This window comes from Micrococcus sp. TCR-5, assembly GCF_052220525.1.
GTDB lineage: Bacteria > Actinomycetota > Actinomycetes > Actinomycetales > Micrococcaceae > Micrococcus > Micrococcus luteus.
This window is the reverse complement of sequence record NZ_JBQPDO010000008.1, coordinates 1-11,506: the sequence shown is the minus strand read 5'-3', so window position 1 is coordinate 11,506 and position 11,506 is coordinate 1. Positions and strand designations below refer to the sequence as shown.

Below are 11,506 nucleotides of genomic sequence, written 5' to 3'. Positions count from 1 at the left end.
CCCGTGCTCAGCGGCGGCGGTACGCCAGGTCGAACACGAGGCGTCCGGCCCGCTGGGACTTCGCCTCGAAGCTCGTGATCGGTCGGCCCTCGAACCGGGGCGCCCAGCCGCCCGCGTGGTCCACGGGGTCCGCGGCCGCCGCGCCGGCCCGCGCCTCACCCAGGCCGGCCCGCAGCGGGCGCTCCTCCTCGGCCGCGCTCTCCCATCCCGAGGGCAGCGGCTGGGCCCCCACCTCGGTCTCCCTGCCCTCGCGGCGCACCCGCGTGAGCGGGGAGCCCTCGCCCGCGGCGCGCCCGGGGAAGAGGTTCTCGAACTCCGGGTGCGCCTCGAGCACCTCGCGCATCTGCACGGCGTAGCCCGACCAGTCCGTCGCCAGCCGCAGCACCCCGCCGGGGGTGAGCACCCGCGCCACGCGGTCCGCGAAGGCGGGGGAGACCAGGCGGCGCTTGTGGTGCCGCTTCTTGTGCCACGGGTCCGGGAAGAACACCCACACCTCGGAGACGGAGCCGGGCGTGAGCAGGGCGTCCAGCAGCTCGGGGGCGTTGGCCTCCACGGCGCGGACGTTCTCCAGGCCCTGCTGCTCCACGCGCGTCATGAGCGCGGCCAGGCCGGGCACGTAGACCTCGACGGCGAGCACGTTCCAGTCCGGCCGGTCGGCGGCGGCCTGCGCCGTTGACTCGCCCAGCCCGGAGCCGATGTCGACCAGCAGGGGGGCCTCGCGCCCGAACACCCCCGCCCAGTCCAGTCGGGCCTGGCCGTCCACCGAGGTGGCGCCGCGGCCGCGAGGCACGTCCACGAGGACCCGCTCCGCCTGGCGGTCCCACACGGCCTGCCGCCCCGCGTTCAGGCGCGCACCACGTCGGACGAAGGAGACCGGCTCCCGTCGGACGAGGGCGGGGTCCTTGTCCCGATTGTGGTCGTGCGCGTGGACGCGCTCGGCGGGCGGCGGCACGGCGTCGGGGCCGGGTGCGTCCGGGCAGGGGCGGGGCAGGTGCTCAGTCATCGCCCCGATCCTGCCACGGCCGCGCGTCGACGGTGCAGACCGCGGCCGACGACGGCGCCCGGCGCCGGGGTCAGGGGGTGCTGCTGGAGCGGTCCCCCGACGTGGGCGACGCGGACGCGGAGGCCGTGGTGGCGGTCGGCTCGGGTGCGGACTCGGTCGGGTCCGGCGCAGGGTCCGTGGCCGGCGCGCTCGTGGACGGACCGGACGCGCTCGTGGACGGACCGGACGGGCTCGGGGACGTCGGGGTCGGGGACGTCGGGGTCGGCGTCGCGGAGGTCGGCGTCGGGTCGGGGGTGCTCGGCGTCGGACTGCCGGATCCCGTGCCCGACGGCGAGGACGAGGTGGGGGGAGACGACGGGGAGGACGGCGTGGCCGAGCGGGTGGGCGCGGGGGCCGAGGAGGACGGGGCCGTGCTGCTCGGCACCGGGGTGGTCACGCTGGGCGTCGGGGCCGCCGTGTCGGCGGGCGCGGACGGGGGCGGCACGGGTGCGCCGGTGGCCTCCTCCGTCCACGAGGACGTCTCGGGCTCCGGCTCGGGGGCGGGCTCCGGCTGCTGCTCCTCGGGGGTCGGGGTGGAGCGGTCCGGCAGACGCAGGTCGGCGGGGGCGGAGGCGGCGTCCGCGGCGACGTGGCCCAGGTCGGACAGCCAGGCGGTCGCCGTGTCCCGAGGGATCCGCACCGTCAGCACGCCCGCGGCGGCCGGCGCCATGGACGCCTGGTCCGCCTCGAGCATCAGGCTGCCGTCCGGCAGGAAGACCACCGCGTCCCAGACGCGACGGTTCTCCACCTGCTCCGGGGCGTCGACCGCCGAGTCCAGGCGCGAGCCGATCACGTCCGGGTCGTTGGCCATGCGCTGGCGCACCTCGGCGCGGAACGCGTCCCAGCCGTCGGGGGTGAAGAGATCGGCGGTCTCGAGCACGCGGTCCTCGCGGGCCGAGTACCAGATCACGTGCGAGGTGGACACGGAGTCCGTGCCGCGCCGCTCCGTGGCGAGCAGGCGGGCCGCGGCGATGTCCTCGGCCACGACGGCGAGCTGCGGCTGGATCTCCAGGCGCGGGTCCGCGCTCGGGTCGGTGTCCCGGCGGTACTGGTCGATCTGGTCGCGCACGGCCCCGGCCATGGCGTCCGTCCAGGCCGGCGCCCCGGACACCTGCAGCCACGCCCCGTGGTGGTCCGGGTCCTCGCCCTCGAGCACGGCGACGCTCGCCTCCGGCACCCGCTCGAGGTCGTGTGAGGGGACCTCGACCGTGAACGGGGCCATGTCCATGGACGGCAGGGCGGAGGCCGCCGTCGTGGCGGGCGCAGGCTCGGGCTGCGGCTCGGTGCGAGCACAGGCGCTCAGCGCCACCAGGGCGACGGCGGCCAGGCCGAGGGCCGCGCGGCCACGGCGGGGGGAGGGCAGGACGGGGTGCATGCGATTCACTTCCGGTGGTCGGAGGACTCCAGGATGGCCTCGACGCGGGCGGCCATCTCATCCGCGGTCGGCGGGCGCCAGTCCGGGTCGTTCCGGCGGCGGGCGTCACGGCGCAGGCGCAGGACCACCCAGATCGCGAGGAAGGCCAGGATCAGGACCAGGACGATGTTGGAGAAGACGTCCGCGTACTCGGAGACGACGTGGAACCGCTCCCCGAGCGCGTAGCCGCCGTAGACGAAGATCGCGTTCCAGATCAGGGAGCCCAGCGCCGTGAACAGGGTGAACTTCGCGAGGTTCATCCGCTCGATGCCCGCGGGGATGGAGATCAGGGAGCGGAACACGGGGACCATGCGGCCCAGGAACACGGTCCAGTAGCCGTATCGGATGAACCAGCGCTCGGTCTTGGCCACGTCCTCCATGTCCACCAGCGGCATGCGGTCCGCGAGGCGGTACATGCGGTGGCGGCCGAGCCACGCGCCGAGGCCGTAGAGGGCCAGCGCTCCGACGATCGAGCCGACCGTCGCCCAGACCAGCGCGGCATGCGGGCTGAAGGCGCCGCCGGCCGCGGTGAAGCCTGCCAGGGGCAGGATCACCTCGGACGGGATGGGCGGGAAGATGTTCTCCGCGAAGACGGCCAGGCCGACGCCGATCGGGCCGACCGCCTCCATGATGTCCACGACGATGTTGCCGAGCCAGCCGTAGTCGGTGGGCGCGGCGGCGGCCACGGTCAGGGGTGCGACGAGGGGGAGCATGCGCCCCATTGTCCATCATCGACCGCCTCCGCGACGTGGTGGAGGCGCCGACGTCGTCCGCTCTGCGCGCACAGCCGCGCCTCCGGGCGGGCGGGAGCGGGCTGCCATTGGTACTGTCGGAGGTGCAGACCGCTCACCGACCGTTCGCGCCACACCCCACTCCACGTGCGTGCCGCGGGCCCTACTGGAAGGAAGACTCCATGAGCATCGTCCAGATTCCGCTGCGCCTGGCCTCCGGCGCGTTCATCCTGAACTCCGGCCTGAACAAGCGCGGCATCTCCGCGGAGCAGGCCCAGGGCCTGCGCGACATGAGCGCCCGCGGCCTGCCCGCGCTGGCCAACCTGTCACCGGAGCAGTTCAAGAAGTTCCTCGTGACCACCGAGATCGGCGTGGGCTCGGCCCTGCTGGCCCCGTTCGTCCCGGGCTGGCTCGCCGGCTCCGCCCTGACCGCGTTCTCCGGCGGCCTGTTCTCCATGTACCTGAACACCCCGGAGATGACCGAGGCGGACGGCGTGCGCCCGTCCCAGGAGGGCACCGCCGTCGCCAAGGACATCTTCCTGGTCGGCTCCGGCCTGGCCATCGCCGCCGACTCCGTGGCCAACCGCCCCGGCAAGCGCCGCAAGGCCGCCAAGAAGCGCGCCGCCCGCATCGAGGGCGCCCGCGACGCCAAGGTGCAGGCCATCCGCGACGCCCAGGACGAGAAGGTCGCCGCGATCCACGCCGCCCGTGAGGAGCAGGTCGCCGCGCTGCGCGAGGCCCGTGACGAGCTGAAGAAGCTGCGCAAGAAGGCCTGACGCCCCCGCCGCATGCCTGAGGGGCCCCGCCCGGACCACGGTCCAGGCGGGGCCCCTCACGCATGCGCCCGCCCACCGGGCGGGCAGGCTCAGAGGTCGATCTCGGTGGGGTGCAGCACGCGGCGCAGGAAGTCCTGGGTGCGCGGCTGCTGGGGGTCGGAGATCACCGCGGCGGCCGGGCCGGCCTCCACCACGACGCCGCCGTCCATGAACACGACCCGGTCGGCCACCTCACGGGCGAAGCCCATCTCGTGGGTGACCACGAGCATGGTCATGCCGTCGCGGGCCAGCTGACGCATGATCGCCAGGACGTCGCCGACGGTCTCGGGGTCGAGGGCCGAGGTGGGCTCGTCGAAGAGCATCAGCTGCGGGTCCATGGCCAGCGCACGGGCGATCGCCACGCGCTGCTGCTGGCCGCCGGAGAGCTGGTCCGGGTAGCGGTCCTCGAGCTCGGCCAGGCCCACGCGGGCCAGCTGCCGACGGGCGATGTCCGCCGCCTCGGCCTTGCCCCGCTTGAGCACCTTGAGCTGGGCCACGGTGCAGTTCTCCAGCACGGACAGGTGCGGGAACAGGTTGAACTGCTGGAACACCATGCCCACGTGGCGGCGCAGCACGTCCAGGTCCACGTCCTCGTCCGTGACCGTGAACTCACCGACCGTGACGACGCCCGAGTCGGGCTTCTCCAGCAGGTTCACGCAGCGCAGGAGGGTGGACTTGCCCGAGCCGGACGGGCCGATCAGGCACACGACCTCGCCAGGGGCGACCTCGAGGTCGATGCCGCGCAGCACGTGGTTGGCGCCGAAGGACTTGTTGAGGCCGGCCACATGCACGCCGGCGGCGTCCGCGGCGGCCACCGCGCCGAAGGATCCGGTGATGGGGTTCTGCTGGGCCATCTCAGTGCCCCTTCTTGGTCGAACGGGCCTCGAACCGGCGGGCCAGCAGGGACAGCGGCACGGTGATCACGAGGTAGAACAGGCCGGCCACGAGGATCGGCGTCATGCCGGCGTCGAGGGCGGAGATGCCGTCGCGGCCGAACTTGGTGAGCTCGTACTCGTGCGCGGCCAGGCCGAGCACGTAGACCAGCGAGGAATCCTTGGTCAGGAGGATGACCTCATTGGTGAGCGGCGGCAGCACGATGCGGAACGCCTGGGGGATCACGATGGTGACCATGGCCCGCCACGTCGGCATGCCGAGGGACCGGGCCGCCTCCATCTGGCCGCGGGGCACGGCCTGCAGGCCGGCACGCAGGGTCTCGGCGATGTAGGCGGCCGAGACCATGCCCAGGGCCGCCATCACGACGACGGGGATCGGCCAGGACACCCCGAACGCGAAGGGCACCCCGTAGCCGAAGGCGAGGAACACCAGCAGCGCGGGGACGCCGCGGAAGAACTCCACGTAGGCGGTGGCCAGCCACCGGTACGGGCCGAACGAGCTCAAACGCATGAGCGCGAGCACGATGCCGCCCAGCAGGCCGACGACGAACGAGGTGACCGTGTAGAACAGCGTGTTGCCCAGCCCCACGAGGATCACGTTGGGGAACATCGGGGCCACGGCGGGGAAGTTCAGGACGTTCTCGGCGAGCGCGCCCCAGTCGATGAGGACGGCCAGGACGACGAGGGCGAGGACGAAGACGGCCGCCTGGATGATCAGGGACAGCCGACGACGGCGGCGCGCGCGGCCGGGCTTCAGGGCCGGTGCCGGCGAGACGGGGGCCTGCGTGCTCATCGGTAGTCCTCCTGTGCCTGACCGAACCAGCGCTCCTGGAGCTCGGCCACGGTGCCGTCGTTGCGCAGCTCCTGCAGCGCGCGGTTCACGGCGGAGCCGAGCTGCGCCTTCTGCGGGCCGACCGCCATGCCGAGCTGCTCGCCCGTGGGCAGCGACTCGACCACCTCGAAGCGATCGTCGTCCTTGAGGGAGTAGAGGAGCACGGACTGGTTGCCCAGGGCGGCGTCCACGGTGCCGGCCTGGAGGGCCTGGATCTGCATGCCGCCGTCCTCGAACTGCACGGGGCTCAGGCCGTTCTGCTGGGCGTACTCGTCGCCGGTGGTCGCGGCCTGCACGCCGATCCGACGGCCCTTCGCGGAGTCGACGTCGGTGATGCCGGAGCCCTTCTTCGCGACCAGGACGAGGTCGTCGTCGAGGTAGGGGAGGGTGAAGGCCATGACGCGCTGGCGGGCCTCGGTGATGGAGATCGACGAGGCGTTCACGTCGCAGCCGGTGAGCGAGGCACCCGACTCGATGGCCTCGAAGGAGGAGTCGATCACGTTCACCCCGAGACCCAGCTCCTCCGCCACCGCCTCGACCAGCTGGATGTCGTAGCCGGTCAGCTCACCGTTCTCCTCGAACTCGAAGGGCGGGTAGGGGATGTCGGAGCAGACCGTCAGGACGCCGGGCTGGACGAGGCCGTACGAGGTGCTCAGGTCGTCGTCGGACACGATGCCGGCGGATCCGGCGTCGCCGCCGAGGACGGCGCAGCCGGTGAGCAGCGCCGCCGACGCGGTGAGCCCCACGGCGCCGAGGAGGCGGGAGTGGATGCGGGTCATGGAGTGCCTTCTGGGCCGCCGTCGGGAGGACGGGCGTGCGGGTCGGAGGGAGCCGGCAGAGTGACGTGTTCCGCCGTGATTGGTGGTCATCGTAGTGCGTCGGGGGCCGTCGCGGGCGCCGGGAGACGACTCGTCCCCGCGGAGCGAGCCGATCGACCGGTGGCCCTGCCGCGGCCCGCCTCGGCAGACGAAGACTGGCCTTGCGCTGTGGAGATTGTCAGGCTGGTCACATCGTCGTCACCCGGTCTGAGAGGTCTCTCATGCTCCGCACCGCCGCCCCCGCTCGCCCCGCTGCCCCCCTGTCCCTGCTCGCCGTGGGCGCCCTCGCGCTCGTCGGCTGCGGTGGGGGAGGCGGCGAGGCCTCGTCCTCCTCGGCCGACGCGTCCGAGTCCGCCCCGACGGGGGCCGGCTCGGGCCTCACGGCCGAGCAGGAGGAGCGCGTGGAGGCGCTCGAGGACGTCCTGCTCACCCCCGAGACCGCGCCCGACGGCGTGTTCACGGACATGGAGACCCAGGCCGGCGGCGGCGGGGAGCCGATCAGCACCAGCCTGAGCCTGACGGGCGTCACCCCCACGGGCGCCTGCGCGGACCTCATCGAGCAGATCAACACGCAGCAGGCGCCCGGGCTCGGCGGTGCGCTGGCCCAGTACGAGGTGGACCCGGACGCCGTCACCGGCCTGGCCGGCTCCCAGGCCGGGGCGTTCGGCATGGTCGCGGTCACCGACGACGGCACCGATCTGCTGGCGCCCTTCGGCGAGCTGGCCGACACGTGCGGCACGTTCGGCGACCCGGACGGCGTCGAGGCGGCCTTCACGAAGGTGCCCGGCGTGCCGGACGCGGTCCACATCGCCCTGGGGAACTCGGGCATGGACACGGCCGTGTTCACCATGACCGTCGGCGGCGTCACGGACGGGGACGAGCTCGTGTACCTCGGCATGGTGGGCCTCGACGAGGAGATCGCGGCCGAGACGCTGCGTGCCCAGGTCGAGGCGTTCGAGAAGCGGGAGCGCTGACCTCTCAGTCGTCGGGCCGGGGCGTCGGCTCGAGGCGGGCGCCGTCGTCGGACACCGGGTCCGCGTGGAACGGGCTGCCCGAGCTGACGTCCTCCGGGCCTCGCCGTCCCGACTCGACCGCGAGGAGGCGCCCCTCCTCGGAGAGCAGGGGTGTGGCCTCGATCGTGAGGTCCTCGCCGGCGCGCACGGCGTCGGCTACGAGCCGGGCCAGGCGGCGGTTGCGGGCCTCGTACCGTTCGGAGTCCTCGAGCACCGCGGTGTGCCGCGTCGCCAGCTGGATCTCGACGGAGGCGTCGATGCCGACGGCCAGCTGGCGGGCACGCAGCACCTCCGCGTCGAAGGCGGCCCCGGCCAACAGCACGATGCACGCCACCCACGCGAGGGCGAGCACGCCGATCGCGGAGTTGATCCGCCCGACCACGGCGAACTGGCCGAACCGGTCCGTGATCCAGCCCAGGGCCACGGTGGCGCCGAAGAGCAGGACCACCACGGCCACGGCGCCGAGCGAGAGCGGGCGGTAGCGGGGCTGCCGGACGTTGGGACCCAGGCGGTAGGCGAGGGTCACGATCAGGGCGATCACCACGAGGATGACCGGCCACTTCACCACGTTCCACGTCTGGACCGTCTCCTCCGGCAGGCCGACGGCCTGGCCGAGGCGCTGGGAGAGGTCCCCGCCGACGACCACCAGGATCGTGATCAGCACGGCGCCGAGCATGAGGGCGAGGGTCTCGACGAAGACCACGAGGCGGAAGTGGAGGAAGGGCCGGCCCTCGCGGGTGTCGTGGATGCGGTGCATGGCCCGGTGGAACGCGGCGACGGCGCCCGAGGCGGACACCACGGTGCCGACGGCCCCCAGGACGACGGCGCCGGTGCCGGGCCCGGCCGAGCCGAGGGTCAGGATCCACTCGCGGACGACGTCGGGCGTCAGCGACGGCCAGATCTCGGCGGCCAGGTGCGCCGCGGCGTCCACGGTCTCCTCCTCGACGCCCAGCAGCGAGACCACGGAGAGCAGGGCGACCACGGTGGGCAGCAGGGACAGCGCCCCGAAGAAGGTCATGGCGGCGGCCACATCCCAGACCTGCAGCTCGAAGAGCCGGTGCAGGGTGCGGCGCAGGACGTACAGCAGGGACACCCGCGGTCGGGTGTACGTGCGGAGGCGCCGGGGCGCCGCTGTGGAGCCGGCCATGGCACCAACGTACCGGCGCGAGGGGGAATAGCCCTGGTGCGTGGAGGGTTGAGCTATATAGACTCAACTTCGTCTGCGGCGGGAACGGCCCGCGGTCGACGGTTGTCCGACACCCCGGGACACGGGAGAGAAGGAGCCAATAGTCCATGGATGCCAAGTTCACCACCAAGAGCCAGGAGGCGCTCTCGGCTGCGGCCATGAACGCCTCCACCGCCGGCAACCCCCAGGTCGAGCCGGCCCACCTGCTGAAGGCCCTGATGGACCAGCGGGAGTCCGTCGCCGTGGCCGTCCTGAAGGCCGCCGGGGCCGACCCCGACGCCGTCTCCACGGCGGCCTCCTCGGCCATCCGACGCCTGCCCTCCACCCAGGGCAGCACGGTGGCCCAGCCCCAGTTCTCGCGCGCCGCCCTGCAGGTCGTGCAGAACGCGCGCACCCAGGCCGAGCAGCGCTCGGACGAGTTCGTCTCCACCGAGCACCTGCTGCTCGGCGTGGCAGCGGACTCCGGCGAGGCCGGTGAGGCACTGCGCTCGAACGGGGCGAGCCTCGAGGCGCTCGCCGCCGCCCTGACCCTGGTGCGCGGCGACTCCCGCGTCACCACCCAGGACCCGGAGACCACCTTCCAGTCCCTGGAGAAGTACGGCACGGACCTCACCGAGATCGCCCGCTCCGGCAAGCTCGACCCGGTGATCGGCCGCGACGCCGAGATCCGCCGTGTGGTGCAGGTGCTCTCGCGCCGCACCAAGAACAACCCCGTGCTCATCGGCGAGCCCGGCGTCGGCAAGACCGCCGTCGTCGAGGGCCTGGCCCAGCGGATGGTGGCCGGGGACGTCCCCGAGTCCCTGCGCGGCAAGACGCTGATCAGCCTGGACCTGGGCGCCATGGTCGCCGGCGCCAAGTACCGCGGCGAGTTCGAGGAGCGCCTGAAGGCCGTCCTCGAGGAGATCAAGGCCGCCGAGGGGCAGGTCGTCACGTTCATCGACGAGATCCACACCGTCGTGGGCGCGGGCGCGTCCGAGGGCGCCATGGACGCCGGCAACATGCTCAAGCCCATGCTGGCCCGCGGCGAGCTGCGCCTGATCGGCGCGACCACCTTGGACGAGTACCGCGAGAACATCGAGAAGGACCCCGCCCTGGAGCGCCGCTTCCAGCAGGTCTTCGTGGGCGAGCCCAGCGTGGACGACACGATCGCCATCCTGCGCGGGCTCAAGGAGCGCTACGAGGCCCACCACAAGGTGGCCATCGCCGACTCCGCGCTCGTGGCCGCGGCCGCGCTGTCCGACCGGTACATCACCGGCCGCCAGCTGCCCGACAAGGCCATCGACCTCGTGGACGAGGCCGCCTCGCGCCTGCGCATGGAGATCGACTCCGCCCCCGAGGAGATCGACGTCCTGCGCCGCCAGGTGGACCGCCTGACCATGGAGGAGCTCGCCCTCGAGGGCGAGACGGACCCGGCATCCGTCGAGCGGCTCGAGGCCCTGCGTGCCGAGAAGGCGGACCGCGAGGAGGAGCTCACCGCCCTCACCGCCCGCTGGGACGCGGAGAAGGCCACCCTGAACGAGGCCGGTGACCTGCGCGCCAAGGTGGACGAGCTGCGCTCGCTGGCCGAGAAGGCCCAGCGCGACGGCGACCTCGCCGAGGCCTCCCGCCTGCTGTACGGCGAGATCCCCGCGCTGGAGAAGCAGCTCGAGGAGGCGGACCGCGCCGCCCGCGAGGCCGACCGCTCGGCCACCGAGCCGATGGTCTCCGAGGAGGTCACGGCGGACGACATCGCCGAAGTGGTCTCCGCGTGGACCGGCATCCCCGCGGGTCGCATGCTCACCGCCGAGTCCGAGAAGCTGCTCACCATGGAGGAGCACCTCGGCGAGCGGCTGATCGGGCAGCGGGACGCCGTCGTCGCCGTCGCGGACGCGGTGCGCCGCTCGCGGGCCGGCATCGCGGACCCGAATCGGCCCACCGGCTCGTTCCTGTTCCTGGGCCCCACGGGCGTGGGCAAGACCGAGCTCGCCAAGGCGCTCGCGGAGTTCCTCTTCGACGACGAGCGCGCCATGGTGCGGATCGACATGTCCGAGTACGCGGAGAAGCACTCCGTCTCCCGCCTGGTCGGCGCCCCTCCGGGCTACGTCGGCTACGACGAGGGCGGCCAGCTCACGGAGGCCGTGCGGCGCCGGCCGTACTCGGTGGTGCTGCTGGACGAGGTGGAGAAGGCCCATCCCGAGGTCTTCGACATCCTGCTCCAGGTGCTCGACGACGGCCGCCTCACCGACGGCCAGGGCCGCACCGTGGACTTCCGCAACGTGATCCTGATCCTCACCTCGAACCTGGGCTCGCAGTTCCTCGTGGACCCGACCCTGGATGAGGCCGCCAAGCGCGAGTCCGTGATGTCCGTGGTGCGCGGGGCGTTCAAGCCCGAGTTCCTCAACCGCCTGGACGAGATCGTGCTGTTCGACGCGCTCACCGTGGCCGAGCTGACGCGGATCGTGGACCTGCAGGTCGCCTCCCTGCAGGCGCGCCTGACGGACCGCCGCCTCACCCTCGAGGTGTCCGACGCCGCCAAGGCGTGGCTCGCCGAGACCGGGTTCGACCCGGCCTACGGCGCCCGCCCGCTGCGCCGCCTGGTGCAGCGCGAGATCGGCGACCAGCTGGCCCGCGGCATCCTCGCCGGGGAGATCGCGGACGGGGACACCGTGGTCGTGGACCGTGTCGAGGGCGAGAACGGCCTCACCGTGACCCGGAAGGGCTGACGCCGGGACCGACGGACCGTGTTCCTCCTCCCTCTGGCGCGTCGGGGGCGGTTTCGGGTG

Annotated in this window: 10 protein-coding genes; 3 read left to right on the top strand and 7 right to left on the bottom strand. The window is 73.1% G+C overall.

The genetic code is table 11. The features are described 5' to 3' along the window. Positions 1 to 7: 7 nt before the first annotated feature. The 3 genes from trmB to ACTSKS_RS06115 all read right to left on the bottom strand — a co-directional run bounded on the left by trmB (position 8) and on the right by ACTSKS_RS06115 (position 3,169). Positions 8 to 1,003 (bottom strand): tRNA (guanosine(46)-N7)-methyltransferase TrmB, encoded by a 996-nt coding sequence (gene trmB / locus ACTSKS_RS06125; RefSeq protein WP_134415848.1) that lies wholly within the window; start codon positions 1,001 to 1,003, stop codon positions 8 to 10. Between the two features lie 70 nt (positions 1,004 to 1,073). After that, a complete protein-coding gene (locus ACTSKS_RS06120; RefSeq protein ID WP_043280891.1) occupies positions 1,074 to 2,417 on the bottom strand; it encodes a hypothetical protein in 1,344 nt (447 codons plus the stop codon). 5 nt (positions 2,418 to 2,422) lie between these two features. Beyond that, the gene (locus tag ACTSKS_RS06115; protein WP_036382290.1) at positions 2,423 to 3,169 is read right to left on the bottom strand and encodes a DedA family protein; all 747 of its coding nucleotides are present in this window, start codon (positions 3,167 to 3,169) and stop codon (positions 2,423 to 2,425) included. A gap of 200 nt (positions 3,170 to 3,369) precedes the next feature. On the opposite strand from ACTSKS_RS06115, the gene ACTSKS_RS06110 reads away from it, so the two are divergent. Then, the gene (locus ACTSKS_RS06110; RefSeq protein WP_020626481.1) at positions 3,370 to 3,963 is read left to right on the top strand and encodes a hypothetical protein; all 594 of its coding nucleotides are present in this window, start codon (positions 3,370 to 3,372) and stop codon (positions 3,961 to 3,963) included. Between the two features lie 89 nt (positions 3,964 to 4,052). On the opposite strand, the gene ACTSKS_RS06105 is transcribed toward ACTSKS_RS06110, so the two are convergent. Genes ACTSKS_RS06105 through ACTSKS_RS06095 form a run of 3 tightly spaced genes read right to left on the bottom strand, consistent with a single transcriptional unit; the run spans position 4,053 to position 6,506 of the window. Further along, positions 4,053 to 4,856: an amino acid ABC transporter ATP-binding protein gene (locus ACTSKS_RS06105; RefSeq protein ID WP_036339321.1), complete on the bottom strand. Its 804-nt coding sequence runs from the start codon at positions 4,854 to 4,856 to the stop codon at positions 4,053 to 4,055. Position 4,857: 1 nt separating this feature from the next. Further along, positions 4,858 to 5,688, bottom strand: a complete 831-nt coding sequence (locus tag ACTSKS_RS06100; protein ID WP_052006995.1) for an amino acid ABC transporter permease — start codon at positions 5,686 to 5,688, stop codon at positions 4,858 to 4,860. Beyond that, positions 5,685 to 6,506 (bottom strand): ABC transporter substrate-binding protein, encoded by an 822-nt coding sequence (locus tag ACTSKS_RS06095; protein ID WP_036382225.1) that lies wholly within the window; start codon positions 6,504 to 6,506, stop codon positions 5,685 to 5,687. Before ACTSKS_RS06095 ends, ACTSKS_RS06100 begins: the two co-directional genes overlap by 4 nt. Positions 6,507 to 6,766: 260 nt before the next feature. On the opposite strand from ACTSKS_RS06095, the gene ACTSKS_RS06090 reads away from it, so the two are divergent. Then, on the top strand, positions 6,767 to 7,519 hold the full coding sequence (locus ACTSKS_RS06090; protein WP_228062970.1) for a hypothetical protein: 753 nt from the start codon (positions 6,767 to 6,769) through the stop codon (positions 7,517 to 7,519). 4 nt (positions 7,520 to 7,523) lie between these two features. Here the strand turns inward: ACTSKS_RS06090 and ACTSKS_RS06085 are convergent, their stop codons facing one another. Then, a complete protein-coding gene (locus tag ACTSKS_RS06085) occupies positions 7,524 to 8,705 on the bottom strand; it encodes a YihY/virulence factor BrkB family protein (protein ID WP_442927368.1) in 1,182 nt (393 codons plus the stop codon). Positions 8,706 to 8,851: 146 nt separating this feature from the next. Here ACTSKS_RS06085 and clpB point away from each other — a divergent pair, with 146 nt between their 5' ends. Then, positions 8,852 to 11,446 (top strand): ATP-dependent chaperone ClpB, encoded by a 2,595-nt coding sequence (clpB, locus tag ACTSKS_RS06080; RefSeq protein ID WP_442927367.1) that lies wholly within the window; start codon positions 8,852 to 8,854, stop codon positions 11,444 to 11,446. Positions 11,447 to 11,506: the final 60 nt, after the last annotated feature.